Annotated in this window: 17 protein-coding genes; 8 read left to right on the forward strand and 9 right to left on the reverse strand. The window is 71.4% G+C overall.

Annotated elements, in window-relative coordinates:
- The first annotated feature begins 50 nt into the window (after positions 1 to 50).
- The 3 genes from AMA02S_RS10480 to AMA02S_RS10490 all read left to right on the forward strand — a co-directional run bounded on the left by AMA02S_RS10480 (position 51) and on the right by AMA02S_RS10490 (position 2,760).
- Positions 51 to 278 carry a DUF3107 domain-containing protein gene (locus tag AMA02S_RS10480; RefSeq protein WP_067456933.1) on the forward strand — a complete coding sequence of 76 codons (228 nt, stop codon included), beginning with the start codon at positions 51 to 53 and terminating at the stop codon, positions 276 to 278.
- Between the two features lie 156 nt (positions 279 to 434).
- Positions 435 to 722: a GlsB/YeaQ/YmgE family stress response membrane protein gene (locus AMA02S_RS10485; RefSeq protein ID WP_067456937.1), complete on the forward strand. Its 288-nt coding sequence runs from the start codon at positions 435 to 437 to the stop codon at positions 720 to 722.
- A gap of 589 nt (positions 723 to 1,311) precedes the next feature.
- Positions 1,312 to 2,760, forward strand: coding sequence for a DEAD/DEAH box helicase (locus AMA02S_RS10490; RefSeq protein ID WP_245667496.1), 1,449 nt, complete (start codon positions 1,312 to 1,314; stop codon positions 2,758 to 2,760).
- Positions 2,761 to 2,818: 58 nt separating this feature from the next.
- Here AMA02S_RS10490 and AMA02S_RS10495 read toward each other — a convergent pair whose 3' ends face one another.
- A complete protein-coding gene (locus AMA02S_RS10495; RefSeq protein ID WP_067455435.1) occupies positions 2,819 to 3,508 on the reverse strand; it encodes a glycerophosphodiester phosphodiesterase in 690 nt (229 codons plus the stop codon).
- A 69-nt stretch (positions 3,509 to 3,577) separates the two neighbouring features.
- On the opposite strand from AMA02S_RS10495, the gene AMA02S_RS10500 reads away from it, so the two are divergent.
- Both AMA02S_RS10500 and AMA02S_RS40090 read left to right on the forward strand, forming a co-directional pair.
- On the forward strand, positions 3,578 to 4,453 hold the full coding sequence (locus AMA02S_RS10500; protein ID WP_067455438.1) for an alpha/beta fold hydrolase: 876 nt from the start codon (positions 3,578 to 3,580) through the stop codon (positions 4,451 to 4,453).
- Complete coding sequence (locus tag AMA02S_RS40090) at positions 4,450 to 4,764, forward strand: serine hydrolase (protein WP_369688392.1); 315 nt, start codon at positions 4,450 to 4,452, stop codon at positions 4,762 to 4,764. The genes AMA02S_RS10500 and AMA02S_RS40090 overlap by 4 nt, the downstream gene beginning before the upstream one ends.
- A gap of 159 nt (positions 4,765 to 4,923) precedes the next feature.
- Here AMA02S_RS40090 and AMA02S_RS10510 read toward each other — a convergent pair whose 3' ends face one another.
- The 3 genes from AMA02S_RS10510 to AMA02S_RS10520 are packed head-to-tail and all read right to left on the reverse strand — an operon-like array spanning position 4,924 to position 7,420.
- Positions 4,924 to 5,802, reverse strand: coding sequence for a RecB family exonuclease (locus AMA02S_RS10510; RefSeq protein WP_245667440.1), 879 nt, complete (start codon positions 5,800 to 5,802; stop codon positions 4,924 to 4,926).
- 60 nt (positions 5,803 to 5,862) lie between these two features.
- Positions 5,863 to 6,564, reverse strand: coding sequence for an MBL fold metallo-hydrolase (locus AMA02S_RS10515; protein WP_067456947.1), 702 nt, complete (start codon positions 6,562 to 6,564; stop codon positions 5,863 to 5,865).
- Positions 6,565 to 6,574: 10 nt separating this feature from the next.
- Positions 6,575 to 7,420, reverse strand: coding sequence for a PHP domain-containing protein (locus tag AMA02S_RS10520; RefSeq protein ID WP_067455443.1), 846 nt, complete (start codon positions 7,418 to 7,420; stop codon positions 6,575 to 6,577).
- A gap of 148 nt (positions 7,421 to 7,568) precedes the next feature.
- Between AMA02S_RS10520 and AMA02S_RS10525 the strand changes: the two genes are divergently transcribed.
- Positions 7,569 to 8,846 carry a hypothetical protein gene (locus AMA02S_RS10525; protein WP_067455446.1) on the forward strand — a complete coding sequence of 426 codons (1,278 nt, stop codon included), beginning with the start codon at positions 7,569 to 7,571 and terminating at the stop codon, positions 8,844 to 8,846.
- Between the two features lie 7 nt (positions 8,847 to 8,853).
- Here AMA02S_RS10525 and AMA02S_RS10530 read toward each other — a convergent pair whose 3' ends face one another.
- A complete protein-coding gene (locus tag AMA02S_RS10530; RefSeq protein WP_084264968.1) occupies positions 8,854 to 9,498 on the reverse strand; it encodes a DUF6758 family protein in 645 nt (214 codons plus the stop codon).
- Between the two features lie 86 nt (positions 9,499 to 9,584).
- On the opposite strand from AMA02S_RS10530, the gene AMA02S_RS10535 reads away from it, so the two are divergent.
- The gene (locus AMA02S_RS10535; protein WP_067455452.1) at positions 9,585 to 10,019 is read left to right on the forward strand and encodes an NUDIX hydrolase; all 435 of its coding nucleotides are present in this window, start codon (positions 9,585 to 9,587) and stop codon (positions 10,017 to 10,019) included.
- Here AMA02S_RS10535 and AMA02S_RS10540 read toward each other — a convergent pair.
- From AMA02S_RS10540 to AMA02S_RS10550, 3 genes are all read right to left on the reverse strand, one after another.
- Positions 10,014 to 11,423 carry a CPBP family intramembrane glutamic endopeptidase gene (locus tag AMA02S_RS10540; protein ID WP_157430499.1) on the reverse strand — a complete coding sequence of 470 codons (1,410 nt, stop codon included), beginning with the start codon at positions 11,421 to 11,423 and terminating at the stop codon, positions 10,014 to 10,016. The genes AMA02S_RS10535 and AMA02S_RS10540 overlap by 6 nt on opposite strands.
- A gap of 54 nt (positions 11,424 to 11,477) precedes the next feature.
- The gene (locus tag AMA02S_RS10545) at positions 11,478 to 12,419 is read right to left on the reverse strand and encodes an HpcH/HpaI aldolase/citrate lyase family protein (RefSeq protein WP_067455458.1); all 942 of its coding nucleotides are present in this window, start codon (positions 12,417 to 12,419) and stop codon (positions 11,478 to 11,480) included.
- A 104-nt stretch (positions 12,420 to 12,523) separates the two neighbouring features.
- Positions 12,524 to 13,528, reverse strand: a complete 1,005-nt coding sequence (locus AMA02S_RS10550; RefSeq protein WP_157430500.1) for an XRE family transcriptional regulator — start codon at positions 13,526 to 13,528, stop codon at positions 12,524 to 12,526.
- A gap of 364 nt (positions 13,529 to 13,892) precedes the next feature.
- Between AMA02S_RS10550 and AMA02S_RS10555 the strand changes: the two genes are divergently transcribed.
- The gene (locus tag AMA02S_RS10555; RefSeq protein WP_067455463.1) at positions 13,893 to 14,396 is read left to right on the forward strand and encodes a hypothetical protein; all 504 of its coding nucleotides are present in this window, start codon (positions 13,893 to 13,895) and stop codon (positions 14,394 to 14,396) included.
- A gap of 19 nt (positions 14,397 to 14,415) precedes the next feature.
- Here the strand turns inward: AMA02S_RS10555 and AMA02S_RS10560 are convergent, their stop codons facing one another.
- Positions 14,416 to 15,366: an RNA polymerase sigma-70 factor gene (locus tag AMA02S_RS10560; protein ID WP_245667441.1), complete on the reverse strand. Its 951-nt coding sequence runs from the start codon at positions 15,364 to 15,366 to the stop codon at positions 14,416 to 14,418.
- Positions 15,367 to 15,455: the final 89 nt, after the last annotated feature.

Below are 15,455 nucleotides of genomic sequence, written 5' to 3' on the forward strand. Positions count from 1 at the left end.
CGGAGACGGAACCGCCGGTGGTCGGCGGGACGAATGGACGGGAGCATCGCGTGCAGGTTCGCATCGGCGTGCAGTTCGTGCCCAAGGAGCTCGTGGTCGACACCGCGCAGTCAGCCGACGAGGTCCAGAAGGCGCTGGCCGACGCGCTCGTCGCCGAGCACGGCGTGTTCGTGCTCAAGGACCGCCGCGCCGGCCGGGTCGTCATCCCCGCCGACCGGGTGGGCTATCTGGAGATCACCGAGGACGAGGAGCGCAGCGTCGGCTTCGGCTCGTTCTAGAGGCCCCCGAGTTGTTTTCATCGCGAACTGGACGTCGCCCCTGATTGCCATCGCTATGGGGCGCCGTGACCTGGCTTTTGTTTGAACCGGACAGGACGGGCATATCGACTTCCGACCACGGGCCACCGGCCCACGGACACGGAATGGATGATCAACATGCTCACGACGATCCTCTGGTTCATCGTCGTCGGTGCCGTTATCGGAGCTCTGGCACGGCTACTCGTCCCCGGGCGTAACCCCATCGGCGTCCTGCTGACCATCCTCGTCGGCGTCGCCGGAGCGATCCTCGGCGGCGTCATCGCCGACGCGCTCGGTGCGGGCACCCTCATCGCCTTCGTCTTCGCGGTGATCCTCGCCGCGCTCGGCGTGGCGGCGCTCACCACGGCGAACGGCCGCGGCCACGGCGGCAGGTGGCATGGACGGACCCGGCGGCGCACCTTCTGACCCCCGATGACCCCGGTCTCCGGACTCGCCACCGGAGACCCCTCGGAGGAAGCCCCCGCATCCTGCGGGGGCTTCCCCGTGTCCGAGACGCCCTCGATGTCCGGAAGTGGCCGCCCCATTCCTCCCGTCCACCGCCCGTCCCGCGGGTGTCACGCGAGCACGATTCCCCCTGGCAAGCAGGGGATGGAATACATGAAACAACCGAAACGTTGAGCTCTGTGATCGGCTATTGGTGTATGCAACTGCCGGTCGGTACACTGCGTGGCGGAGTGTGACCGCACGCAGCCACAGCGAGTGACTGCTTTCAACCCCTGACTGCGGTCGCCGAGACATTTGATTGACGGCTGGTCCCTCCCGCGCGAGCGCGCGGCCACAGGAAGCGATCGGCGGGCACGCCAAGACGGCGACGGCCCGGCCGGCGGCACTGTGTCCCCGAGCCGGGCGACCCTGCCGGGCCCGTACACGGGCCCGACCAACGGCATCCGGCCGGCCCGGGCACCGGGCCGCGCCGCACCGGGGGAGCGAGGACCCCGCATATTGGAGGCTGAAAGCCCTGACTACCTTTCATGAACTCGGGGTCGTCCCCGAGATAGCCGATGCCCTGCAAGCCGAGGGCATCGTCGAAGCGTTCCCCATCCAGGAGCTCGCCCTGCCGATCGCGCTGGGCGGGCACGACATCATCGGCCAGGCCCGCACGGGCACCGGCAAGACCCTCGCGTTCGGCGCCGCGCTGCTCCAGCGCATCGAGCACGGCGGCCGCAAGCCGCAGGCGCTCGTCGTCGCGCCGACCCGCGAACTGGCCCTCCAGGTCACCGACGACCTCCTGGTCGCCGGTGGCAAGCTCGGCACCCGCGTCCTGTCGGTCTACGGCGGCCGCGCGTACGAGCCGCAGATCAGCGCCTTGCGCGACGGCGTGGAGGTGGTCGTCGGCACGCCGGGCCGCCTACTCGACCTCGTCAAGCAGAAGCACCTCGACCTCTCCCAGGTCAGCGTGCTGGTCCTGGACGAGGCCGACCGGATGCTCGACCTCGGCTTCCTGCCCGACATCGAGCGGATCATCGACCGGATCCCCGCGCAGCGGCAGACGATGCTGTTCTCGGCGACCATGCCGGGCGAGATCGTCGCGCTGTCGCGCCGCTACCTGACCCGCCCGACCAACGTCCGGGCCGAGTCGCACGCCGAGTCCGACGCGACGCCACAGGTCGTCCAGCACGTCTTCCAGGCCCACCAGATGGACAAGCCGGAGATGGTGGCCCGGCTCCTACAGGCCGACGGCCGGGGGCTGACCATGGTCTTCTGCCAGACCAAGCGGGCCTGCGACCGGGTGGCCGCCGATCTCGCCCAGCGCGGGTTCGACGCCGCCGCCGTCCACGGCGACCTCGGCCAGAGCCAGCGGGAGCGGGCGCTGCGCGCGTTCCGCAACGGCAAGATCGACGTCCTGGTGGCCACCGACGTGGCCGCCCGCGGGCTCGATGTCGACGACGTCACCCATGTCGTCAACTACGAGTGCCCCGACAGCGCCGACACCTACGTGCACCGCATCGGCCGGACCGGCCGCGCGGGCAAGGAGGGCGTCGCCGTCACCTTCGTCGACTGGGCCGACCTCACCCGCTGGAAGCTGATCAACGGCACGCTGGACCTGCCGTTCGCGGCCCCGGAGGAGACCTACTCCACCTCGCCGCACTTCTTCGAGTCGCTCGGCATCCCCACCGGCACCAAGGGCAAGCTGCCCAAGGAGCAGCGCCACGAGCGCGCCGGCCTGGACGCCGAGGAGCTTGAGGACATCGGCGAGACCGGCAAGACCCGCACCCACGTCCGCGAAGGGGACCGGGAGCGGGAGCGGCCCCGCCCGCGCCGCCGCAAGCGCGCCCGGACCCGGGCGGGCAAGCCCGTGGAGGCCACGGCTGAGGCGGAGACCGCCGCGGAGAACAACGTCGTGGACGCGGTCGCCACCGAGCGCAAGCGGAGCCGCACCCGGCGCCGCACCCGCGCCGGCAAGCCCGCCGCGGAGCGCGGCGAGGCGTCGCAGAGCGCCTGACCGCTCCCATCCGGCAACCGCGAGACATTCTTTCGGTCTCGCGGTTGTCACCCGCCGGTCAGCGCCGCCGGGTGTCGCGCAACGCCAGAGCGGCCCCCGGATGGTCGGTCACCAGCACCGCCACACGCGGATCGCCGAGGAACCGGCGCATCAGCGGCTCGGCGTTCACCGTCCAGATCATGGCGGGGAACCCGGCCCGCGCGCACTGCCGCAGCACCCCCACCCGGGCCAGCCGGTGGTTGAGCGCGACCATGTCCGCGCCGGCCCGGCGGATCAGCCCGAGCGGCGCGAAATCCCTCGCCGCGCCTCGCTCCAGCAGCCCGCGGCCCACCGACAGTGCGGTCTTGACCTGCGGGAAACGCGTCTTGATCTCCACGAGTGAGGCCACCTCGCGGGTGGTGACGACGAAGCCGTCCGGCCCGAACGCCGCCAATCCCAGCTCGACCACCTCGTGCTCGCAGCCGCGCTCCTTGAGGTCCAGATGCCCCCGGGCCCGGCCTGCGATGATCTCCATGGCCTCGCCGACCAGCGGGACGGGCCGCGGCGCGAGCCGCTCGATCCGCTCGTAGGAGAGCCGGTTCAACCGCAGCCCGGCCAGCTCCGCGTCATGGTGGACGACCAGCTTGCCGTCCCCCGTCCGCCGCACATCGATCTCGACGTACTCGGCCCCGGACTCGACCGCGTCCTTCAGGCCGGTCAGGCCCGCCTCATCCCGCCGATGGGCCGAGACGGCCGGCTTCGGATCCACGCTGTGGACGCTACCACCGCGCGATCACGACCCGTGTCCGCCGACGCTCATTTAGTATGGTGGCCCTCTGTGAGCACGCCCCGGTTCTTGACCCTGCCCCCCGGTGTTAACCGGACGATCATCGAGACCTCCCGCGGCCGGTTCGCCGCCCTGGAGGCCCTCCCTGGTTCGGGCGTCACCGAGCGTTGCCCCGCCCTCCTGGTGCCGGGCTATACCGGCAGCAAGGAAGACTTCCTCGCCGTCCTGCAGACCCTCGCCGCGTCCGGCCGCCGTGTCGTCGCGATCGACATGCGCGGTCAGTACGAGTCGGAGGGCTCCGACGACCCGTCCGCCTACGGCCGCGCCGCCCTCGGCGATGACATCGCCGCCGTCCTGGACGTCCTCGGCCCCGAGCCGGTCCACCTGGTCGGCCATTCCTTCGGCGGCCTGGTCACCCGCGAGACCGTCCTGTCCGGTGCGCTCCCCGCGTCCTACACCCTGATGAGCTCGGGCCCCGGCGCCCTCACCGGCCCCGCCGCCGCCCGCGCCCGCGCCCTCCGCGACGCGATCCCCGATCTCGGCCTCAAGACGATCTGGACGATCAGCCTCGAACCCGACTACACCCGCCGCGGCGTCGGGTCCGAGGTCATCGACTTCCTGAAGGCCCGCACGCTGGGCAACTCCGAGGCGGGCCTCGTCTGCATGGCCCGCGAGCTCCTCACGGCACCCGACCGTGTCGACGAGCTCGCCAAGCAGTCCGAGGACGCCGCCCTGCCCCTCCTCGTCCTCTACGGCGAGGACGACGACGTCTGGGACCCCCGCGCGCAGGCCGTCATGGCCGACCGCCTGGGCGCCGCCAAGGTCGTCATCCCCAGCGCCGCCCACTCCCCCGCCGTCGAGGCCCCCGAAACCACGGCCAGGGCACTCCTCGACTTCTGGACCCACACCGAACGCACCCTCCGCTGACCTCAGCGCAGGATCGCCCCGGCGGAGAACTCGACCGGCTCGTCGCGGACCTGGCGTCCAAGGACCAGTTCTCCGGTTCCCTGCTGCTGACCTGCCGGAAACGGACGGTGCTGAGCCGGTCCCACGGGATGGCCGACAAGCGGGCAGGCATCCGCAACGGGCCGCGGACCCGGTTCGTGCTCGCCTCGGTGACCAAGCTGTTCACCGCTACCGGCTGGCTCGTCGACCTCGGCAACTGCGAGATGGGAACGATCGACCCCATCGACAGGCTCGCCCGCCGCCTCGTCCTCGACGGTTCGACAATCGAATGACGACCCCTGTCCGGGACTTGGCGTGGGGCCGGTTCGGGACGCGACAAGAGTAATGGCACACTTACTCCAGTTCGTCCAGGGAGGGGCGTCGCCGAGATGGAGCGCTCGCCCAAGCACCGTCGAGGGGCGAGCCGCCAGGCGAGTTCCTCGGGCCGGGGTTCAAACCAATACAGCGGCCCACGGGTCTTTGCGGGGGGCGGCTTCGCGGCCTTCGGGGCAGTGGCGGGCGAAGTCGCACCAGGAGCACAGGGAGCCCGGACGCGGCGGGAACATCTCGTCGTGTGGTGCGTGGTCGATCGAAGGGTCGTCGCCGGAGCGGGGCCGCGGGACGGCGGCGCGGTAGGCGTCGTCGGCCGCCGACGCCTCCGCGGCGATCTGTTCGGCGCGGCGGATGTGGCGGTGGAGCGACTCGTCCGTGTGCTCCCAGATCGCGACCTCGCCGGACGGGAGGTGGTGCAGCTCGACGCGGTGGCAGGGGCGGCGCAGGACCCGGGACGCCGCGACGGCGTAGATCGCCAGGGCGAGTGAGCCCCGTGCGTCGTCGGAGGTGAGGACGTGCCGCCCGGTCTTGTAGTCGACGACGACGAGTTCGGGGCCGCGGGCGTCGAGGCGGTCGATGCGTCCGGACACGGCGATCCGGTCCGTGCGGGTGGCGACGGTGCGCTCCACGCCGAGCGGTTCGTCGGCCGGGTCCAGGGTGGCGACGTAGCGCTCGGTCATCTCGCGCGCGCGTTCGCGCCACTCGGCGGACTGAGCTTCATCGCGGAAGCCGTCGGTGAGCCACCCCCGGGTGAGGAGGGTTCCGGCGGCCTCGGGGGTGCGCTGGTCTTCAGGCAGCCGCCACCAGGCCGCGAGGGCGTTGTGGACGCTCGAACCGACGCTGTTGTGCGCCCAGCGCGGGCCCTTGGACGGCATCGGACGATCGAGATAGGTCATCCGGTAGCGCCGCGGGCAGTCCAGCCAGGTGTTCAGCCGGGACGGCGTGCAGGAGTACAGGCGCTGGGGCATGCCTTCGAAGCCCAGCTGCTCAGCCCCCACGGTCGGCTTCCCTCTGCGTCGTCGGTTCGGGTACGGCTCACCGGACTGGCGGCGCCTCGCTCAGTCGTCCTGCGCGAGCGAGCCCCACGTCTCCCAGCGGGCGTCCTCTTCACCGACCGTGGTCTCCTCGCCCTGGCCGGGCAGGACCCGCAGGTCCTTGGGGAGCGGGGTGAGCAGGGCGCCGATGGAGTTGAGCTGCTTGCGCATGTCCTCGTACACGCCGCCGATGGCGCCGGGGCGGCCGCGGTGCAGCGTGTCGCCGGCGAACAGCACGCCGAGTTGCTCGCTGATGACGCAGACGCTGCCGGGGGTGTGACCGGGGGTGTGCACGATCTCCAGCTGGGCTTCGCCGATCTCGAAGATGCCGCCGTCTTCGAGCCAGATGTCGGGTTCGAGGGACCGGAGCGCCTTGGCGTCGTCCTCGTCTTCCTCTTCCTTGGCGAGACGGCCGAAGTAGTCGCGCCACAGCAGCCGGTCGGCGCGGTGCAGCGCGATCGGGGCCCAGTTCTCCTCGTCCTCCTCGCCGGCGGCGGCGACCTCCAGCACCACTTCGAGGTGGTGCTCGTTGCCGTCGGTGAGCAGGACGGCCATGACCTCGCGGTCGCCGACCTCCTTGAGGATGGCCTCGGCGTCGTAGGCCGGGTCGATCACGATGACCTCGTCGTCGTCACCGACGATGTAGGTGTTGCTCTCGACGTCGTGTTCGGTGTCGTCCAGGGTCAAGGTCCCCGACGTCACCACCTGTTCGATGCGCGCGTCCACGCCACGCACCCTACCGCGATTTGCGGACCCGATCGGGACTCACGGAGATCAACGTTTCGTAGGCCCCCGGGGCGGTGGTCTCGGCGCCGAGGCGGTCGCCGGTCGGCGCGCCGTGGTCGTCGCTGGAGCCGGTCGCCGCGAGACCGAGGGACGCGGCGAGGTCGCGCAGGTGGGCGCGGTCCGGGGCGCCGTGGTCGGGGTGGTCGACCTCGACTCCGGAAAGCCCGGCGGCCGCCAGCCGTTCGATCACCTCGTCCGCGAAAACGTATCCGCGGCGCCTGGCGCGGGGGTGGGCGAGGACGCAGACGCCGCCCGCCGAGCGGACGAGCCGGATCGCCCGTTCGGGGTCGAGCGCGTACCGCTCGGCGTAGGCGCGCCCGCCCTGGGCGATCCACAGGGGTCCGAAAGCCTCGTCGGCCGTCCGCACCGCGCCCGCGTCGACCATGGCGCGGGCGATGTGGGGGCGGCCGACGGCCTCGCCGCGTGCGAGGGCGCGGACCTGGTCCCAGGTGACGTCCACGCCGAGACCGCGCAGGCGGTCGACCATGGTGCGGGCCCTGACCACGCGGTCGTCGCGGATGCGGGACAGCTCGGCCGACAGTTCCGGGTCGGACGGGTCGAACAGGTAGCCGAGCATGTGCAGGCTGCGGCCGTCCTCCTGGCATGACAGCTCGATCCCGGGGACGAGGGTCAGCCCGTCGGGGAGGGCGGCGGTGGCCTCGTCCCAGCCGCCGGTGGTGTCGTGGTCGGTGAGGGCGAGGACGTCCACGCCGTTCGCCCGGGCGCGCCGGACGACCTCGGCGGGCGGGCGGGTGCCGTCTGACACGTCGCTGTGGCTGTGCAGGTCGATCCGCATGTGCACCTTTGTATCGGTCCGCGGTGTCGGCGTGCGCGGCGCGCCCCGTCCCGATTCTCCGATTCGGACAGGGCGTGACTTTTCGGATGCCAAGGGACGGGTCTACGTTCTCGTTGATCAGTCTCGCCTCCCGAAGGAACGGACACCGATGACCGAGACCGCGCGCATCTCGGCCTGGCCCGGGCTGCCCTCGCGGAAGCGGCGTGGGCTGCGGGAGCCGCGGGTCGCCGAATGGTCGCCGGCGAAGATCGACTGGTACCTCGCGTGCCCGTCCCCGACACGGATCCTGGGGGCCGGCGTGTGCATCGCGCTGGGTCTGTGGGTCCTGTCGGCGGAGGGCCTGCCCGAGGTGGTCGAGGCGGCGGCGTACACGGCCCTCATGTTGCCGGCCATCGGGGCACTGTTCGTCGTCGTGGGCGCGGTGAGCCTTCGGCTGAGCAGCCGGCGCCGGGCCCGCCGTCTCGCGCCCGGCACCTATCTGCGGCCGGACGACCTGGACGGGCCCGCCTTGGCGACGCTGGTGCGGATCCAGCGGGCGAACGATGTGATCCTCAGGTCTCCGGTGCTCTATTCACCCCGGATGAGCACCGTACTCCAGCAGGTGCCCCTTCTGGAATACGAGTGGGAGTTCGCGAAGGCGCTGTTCCGCCGCGCCGATCTTCCCGCGGTCCTCAGGGACTTGGACGAGCCGGTGGCGGCGCTGGTGTGGTTCGCCGAGCGGGTGGTGGGCGCCGATGCCGCCTTCCAGCGCGTCAGCTCCGGTGAACCGTCCGGACCGGTGCCCTGGGACGACCTCGTGAACGGCGCCGTCAACGCCGCGATGGCCTTCCAGTATGTCGCCGCGCCGGGCGAGTGGGGCGCACCGTCTGCGTCGGAGGTGGAGGTGGCGGGCCGGCGGGAGGGGGCACCCGGCGGGAGGAACACCGGAACCCCCGGTCCGGTGATCTTGAGGGTGTTCGTGGGCGTCCTGCGCGCGCTGGCCATCGCGACCGGGCTCGTGTGGACGCCTTTCGTCGTGCTGGCGCACGGGCTTGAGGGCCCGCCCTGGTGGCTGGTCCTGCTGGCCGTCATCGGTGTCGGGGCGGTGGCGCCGATGGTCGCCGTGGCGATGCGCCTGGCGTTCGGCGGACGGCGGGCGGGTGAGGAGATCCTGCATCTCGCGGGTCTGGCCCTGGCCGGCACGCTGTTCGGGACGATCGTCGCCTTCGTGGCGGCGCCGTTCTCCGGCCAGCCGGGGTTGATGCCGTCCGCGGCGGCGCTGGTGATGATCTGCATGATGGTCAGCGCGGCGGTCGGCTACGGCGTCTCCAACCTGTCCCTGTCGATGGGCGGGGCGACCCTGAGCCTCGGCGTCCCGACCTCCATGGAGCAGCTCGCGGAGGGGTGGCAGGAGGCGGCGATCGGCACCGGGGGGCGCCGGGAGTGACCGGCGGTCAGAGGTCGAGGCGGGGACAGTAGGCGCCAAAGGGCAGATCCAGGTCCATGCCCGGCTCGCGCAAGTCGAGGAGGGTCTGCTCCTCCAGCATGAGGACCCCGGCCTCGGCGGGCCACAGGACCGTCCACAGCCAGTTGCCCATCGCCTCGCCCACATAGACGGCGCGGTCGGGTTCCGCGCCGATCGCCCACATGGGAACGGAGTGGCCGCAGGTCGCCGAGGGGCCGCTGACGTCGAGCTTCACGTGCGGCGGACTGCCGTCGAACACCTCGCCCGGGTCGCTGCCGTCCAGCCCGGCGTAGTGGGCGCCAAGGCCGATCCCCGGCTCCTCCGCGATCACCAGCATGTCGGCGGGGCCGCTGAGCAGGCCCGGCCCCGAGACGGCCACGGCGACGGCCCGCGCGCCGCTGCGCTCGTCGCCGACGGTGGCGAAACCGGTGAGCAGCCAGCCCAGCGGAAGCGGCCAGGGCGTCCAGACGGGGACCCGCGCGTCGCGGACCACAGCCGCCAGACCGTCGGAGCCGGGACGCTTCGACGGCTGTCTCGGCAGCACCGGACCGTGCACGCCACAGGCCCAGTCACTCGACCAGAGGCTGGGCGCACTCACAGGCCCCGCACAGCGCGGGCACGTGGGCTCCGCCATCACGGTTACCCACCTTGCGCGGGCATGGCCCGCCCCGTCAAGCTCCGCGGGGTAGCCGTCGAGGAAAAGGGCGACAAAATGGGGTTATGCGTGTGCGCTGCGTCGGCGGAATCGTCCGGGACGGGAGTGGACGGCTGCTCCTGGTGCGGCGGGGGCGGCCGCCCAGCGAAGGGTTGTGGTCGCTGCCCGGCGGGCGGGTCGAGCCCGGCGAGGACGACGCGGCGGCCGTCGCCAGGGAACTCGGCGAGGAGACCGGCCTGAACGTCGCGGTGGGCGCGCTCATCGGCTCGGTGGTCGTGGCCGTTCCGGGGGGTGTGGGGGGTCGTCCCCCCGCCGGGGTCGGGCCGGGTCCCGGCGGCGTCACCTACGAGATCCACGACTACGCGGCGACGGTGACGGGCGGGACGCTGCGCGCCGGGGACGACGCGTCCGACGCGCGCTGGGCGACACCCGCCGAGCTGCGGGAACTCCCCGTCACACCCGGGTTGATCGACGCCCTGGAATCCTGGGGGGTGCTATGACACGTACTCCGGGCCCGCCTGGCCCGCGACGGCCGCGGAGGCTGCGGGGCCCGGAGGGACGGCCGGGTCCGCGGGCGCGGCGTCCGGGCCGCGATCGTCCGCGGAGTCGGACGTGACGGTCTGGATCCGGCGGCGCCGCACCAGCCACGCGACCACCGCCACGTACAGGGCCATGGGGATGATGTCGGCCACGACGTACTGCCAGGGGACGCCGCCCTGCTCGATGTCGAGCTTCCCGACCGCCGCCGGGAGGAGGAAGGCCATCAGGTTGTTGAACACGTGCAGCGCGATGCTCGCCTCCAGGCCACCGCTGCGGACCGTGAGCCAGGCCGCGAGCGCCCCGAACGCGAAGATGTCGAGAATGCCCCACCCTGTATAGCCGTGCCCGGCGGTGAACAGGGCCGACCCCACGACGATCCCCGGCCACGGAGTGCGGAAGACGACGCTGAGGGCGCGCCCGATCCGTCCCTTGAGGGTCTCCAGGGTGCAGGAGCCGACGGCCTGGAGCAGCCACCCACGGAACACGTACTCCTCGGCCGCCGCCTGGAACGGCACCAGCAGGATGATCACGATCGCCGGGGCCAGGAACCGGCCCCAGCCCACCCAGTGCTCATCCCCGCCCGAGTCGTCGTTCATCAGGGTGCTCGCCAGCACCGACGACCCGTAGGACACCACGCAGAACAGCACCGAGAGGCCGCAGCAGACCAGCAGCCACCGCCAGCGCAACCGTCCCGCGACCGACGAGAGCGTGCCGGGTCGCCGCCGCTGGATCCCCCACGCCGCGAGGAACCCCACCGGCAGGAACACCGCGAGCGACGCCAGGTTGAACGCCAGGTCTGCGGTCTCGTCACCGAAGACCGCGTCGGTCTCGGACGTCTCGGGCAGGTCGCCGGTGACCGCCAGCCGGACGACGAACCCGACGAGCAACAGCCCGAGCGCCAGCCCGAACCCGAGCGCGATGATCGACAGGCTCCCGACCAGGGGTCGCCACCAGCGGTGCACCGCCGTCCGCGCCATCCGGTGAAAGGGAACGCCGGGCGGCGGAGGCACCGTCCATGCGCGCTTTTCCTGCTGGATCGGGTGCGGGTATCCGGGCAGCCCATAGGGCTGTGGGTAGGTGGGCTGACCGTACCCGGGCTGACCGTAGCCGGGGTGGGCGTATCCGGGGTGGGCGTACCCCGGCTGCGTGTGACCGGGCGTCCCGTACTGCCCCTGGTATGGCGCGGGCTCCTGCTCCGGCCACCCCCACCCCTGCTGAGGCCGGGCCTGAGGCTGAGAAGGCGGTGCAGGCTGAGAAGGCGGGACGGGCTGCGGCGCCGGTGGCGTGTCGGACGGGCGCTGCCGCTCGCCCGACAGGCCGGGGTCGAGCGGTGCCCAGCCGTTCGCGTCCCCGGATTCCGCCACGTGTGTCCCCTCACTCCGGCTTCGGTACGTGGGACGAATCGTACGTGCCCGCGGTCAGCCGCCGGGCGCTTCGAAGCGCTTGGTGCGCTCCAGGCCGGCCGCCCGTCCCTTGGCGGCGATGACGAGCGCCATCTTCCGGGACGCCTCGTCGATCATCTCGTCGCCGAGCGTGACCGCGCCGCGCCCCTCGACGGTGACGGAGTGGTCGTAGGCGTCCAGGATCAGCTCGGCGTGGTCGTAGTCGTCCTGGGACGGCGAGAACACCGCGTTCCCCGCCTCGATCTGGGACGGGTGCAGCACCCATTTGCCGTCGTATCCGAGGGCGGCCGCGCGCTCGGCGACCCGGGTGAAGGCGTCCACGTCCCTGACGTTGAAGTACGGCCCATCGATGGCCTGGAGGTCGTGCGCGCGGGCGGCCATCAGGATCCGCATCAGGATGTAGTGGTAGGCGTCGCCCTCGGTGTAGCCGGGCGGCTGCTCCCCCACGACGAGGGTCTTCATGTTGATCGAGGCCATCAGGTCGCCGGGGCCGAGGACGAGCGTCTCCAGCCGGGGCGAGGCCGCGGCGATCGCGTCCACCTCGACCAGGCCCCGCGCGTCCTCGATCTGCGCCTCGATGCCGATCCGGCCCACCTCGAAGCCCATGGCCCGCTCGATCTGGGTGAGGAGCCGGTCGAGCCACTGGACGTGGGAGGCGTCCCGCGCCTTGGGCAGCATGATGGCGTCCAGATGGGCGCCTGCGCCCTCGACGACCTCGATCACGTCCCGGTACGCCCACGGCGTCTCCAGGTCATTGATCCGCACCACCCGGACCTTGCCTTCCCAGCCGCCCTCGTTGAGCGCGGCGACGACGGCTCCGCGGGCCGCCTCCTTGGCGGACGGCGCGACCGCGTCCTCCAGGTCCAGGAAGACCTCGTCCGCCGGGAGCCCCCGCGCCTTGTCGATGAAGCGGGGGTTGCTGGCAGGAACGGCGAGGGTGGTACGTCGCGAGCGCATGCGCCGGATGCTATCCCCCGGCTAGTGGACCGAGGTGGCCTGGGTGCTCCGACCCGTTCCGGACCCATCAGGCGCAGTGTCGTCTGCCCAGGTCAACCCGCGTTCTAGTGAGCGGCTCGCGGTATGTTCCTGCTGGCTGTTCCGGTCGTCCCGGCTGCGATCACTCCAAGATCTTGAGCGCCGGGCAATGTCCGGCCTTGGCTGGGCAAGATGGCGAGAAGTTCAGCGGCGAGACGGCGCTGGGTGGTGGTGGGTTGGCTGCCCTCAAAGACAGACAGGGCATGGTCGACGCCTTCGGCCGTGCCGCCTTGGCGAACGAGGACCATCGCACGGATGACCTGGAGATTGGCGACCGGATCATGAACTTCGGGCGGGAAGAGGGCGAGCGATCTGTCAAGTGCCGTTTCGGCGCGGGGATCGTTGATCAGTGCATACGCATAGGCCTCGAACCAACGGAGGCTCCGCTCCGACCAGCCCTCCCCGCCGATGGAGTCGGTCATCTGATTCAGGCTCTTAAGAGTGGAATGTGTCGTAGACACATCCCGTTTGCGGGCCGCCAACGCAACCTTCGTGGCGTGCGCCATAGCAGCGGGGGCGGAGTGCGTTCGTCCCGAGAGCCGCATGGCCTGGTCACTCAGTGCCGTAATGGCGTCACCAGACCGGGCAGCCCACAGGCCGACCTTGGCCTCTCTCGCATGAACCCATGCCTGTACCACCTGATCCCCAGAAGCGGTGGCAGCACGGCGGGCGACGCTCCACGATGTCCGTGCTGCGCGGCGCTGACCAACGTCATCTAGCTGGACGGCCAGCAGGCCGGAAAGCCTGGCGCTCACGCGTAACAGATCCGCTTGAGTCGCCGGGGAGTGCCTTCGCTTGAGGATCTCTCCCACGGCGATGATGTCGGCCGTTAGATCGGGGATGAAGGCGCCCCACGGGCGGGTGTCGATCAGTTGGCGGTACTCATCGACGGTGCTTTCCCAGTCAGCCAGGTCAAACGGAGTGCCTAGCGCCTCCTCAATGCCGGACAGGACATGATCCAATGTGCCTGGCGGGATCGCTGTCCCTGCGCTGAGCGCGGCGATCATCTGGAGTGCGGCGCGACGTTTCACGTCATCGAACCCCCACTCGTGAGGAAGACCCGACTCCACGGTACCTGCGGCGCCACCCTCTGAGCGACCGTCGCTGTGGCTGCGCTTGGTCCGGGGCCTTGGTGGGGGCGAAGTGCGGCCAGCTCCCCGGCCGCGTCGAGGGCATCGTCGAGTGCCTTGGCCATGTCGGCCGAGGGCCTTTTGTGCCCATTGCTGACGTTGGAGAGGTAACCAGGGTCATAGCCGGTTCGTCTACCCAGTTCGCGAAGGACTCGACGGACCTGGAACAAGTGGACGAGGAAGTCTGACGGAACGCGCTGACCTGCGGATACTTGCTCTTGCTGGCGCCGTTCTCAGGAACCCCCCGGTGTGAGACGCTTCCTGCATGGGTGACCTCAACGCGGCTCTGGTGGAGGAAGCGGCCAAGAAGTCGGGGCTGCTGTGGCTGGACCTGCCCGACCTGCCGCAGCCCAGGGCCGCATGGCACGTGTGGCACGAGGGCTCGGCCTACGTGCTGACCGGTGGGGAGGGCGAGCAGCCGATGCCCGGCCTTCCGGACGCCGACCACGTGACGGTGATCCTGCGCAGCAAGGACAAGGGCGGGCGGCTGGTCTCGTTCGTCGCCGCCTGCGCGCAGGTCGAGCCCGGGTCCGAGCTGTGGGAGGCGGTCGCGCCGCAGCTCGCCAAGAGCCGGCTCAACGCCATCGGTCACGAGGGCCAGGTCGACCGGTGGGCGACCGGGTCCTGGATCGTCCGGCTCACTCCGGTCGAGGAGGCGGCGCAGGCCCCGGAGTCCTACGCGACCGTCCGTCCCGTGCCGACACCGGCGACGACGGCGGGCCCGCCGCCGCGGATGATCGGCGGCAAGCGCCGCCAGGTCGACCGCTGACGTACGGCTGAGGCCGTCGTCACAGGGGAAGTTCCCGGCCCTCCGCTATGGAGCGGAGCTTGTCGGGATTGGCGACCACGTGGATCGACTCGATCCGTCCGCTCTGGTCGAGGGCTGGAACGACGGTGCCGATCGGGCCGTCCGGGCCGTCCACGATGAGCGCGGGCTCGCCGTTGAGGTGGACGCGCCGGACCCGCATGTCCTCGGGCTCGACGCCCGCGTACCGCACGCCGACGATCGCCGCCAGCCAGCGGCCGACCTTGTCGGCGCCATGGATGGTGCGCAGCGCTGCGCGGACCTTGCCGCCGCCGTCGGTCCACAGGGTCACGTCCGGGGCGAGGACCTCCATCAGCCGGTTGATGTCGCCGCCCAGGACCGCGTCGAAGAACCGCTCGGTCGCGGCACGCCGCTCGGCTCCGCGCGCCTCGAAGCGGGGCCGCCGCGCCTCGACGTGCTTGCGCGCCCGGGTGCCGAGCTGCCGCACCGACGGTTCCGACCGGTCGAGGGCCCGCGCTATCTCGGCGTAGGGGTAGCCGAACACGTCCTTGAGCACGAACACGGCGCGTTCGAGGGGGCTCAGCGTCTCCAGAACGACGAGCATCGCCATCGACACCGACTCCGACATCTCGGCGCCCTCGGCCGCGTCCGGGGAGGTGAGCATCGGCTCGGGCAGCCACGGCCCGACGTAGGTCTCGCGCTGCGCCCGCGCGGAGCGCAGCCGGTCCAGCGCGATGTTCGTGGTGATCCGGACGAGGTAGGGCCTGGGCTCGGCGACGTCCGAGCGGTCCGCCGCCGACCAGCGCAGCCATGCGTCCTGGACGGCGTCCTCGGCGTCGGCGGCGGTGCCGAGCATCCGGTAGGCCACCGCGAACAGCAGGTTCCGGTACTCCTCGAAGATCGCTGCGGGCTCCTCCACGATCATCCAGTCTGCCGGAGCGTTGGCGGCGGATCGAAGCGGGGTGTGCGCCATGACCGTCTCCGTTCTTCCGCGGATCCCCTTCGCCAAGGGGACGGGACCTGCCGCCGCGGTGTGACACGTCCTCGGTGTGACGCCTGCCG

Source organism: Actinomadura macra NBRC 14102 (assembly GCF_001552215.1).
GTDB lineage: Bacteria > Actinomycetota > Actinomycetes > Streptosporangiales > Streptosporangiaceae > Spirillospora > Spirillospora macra.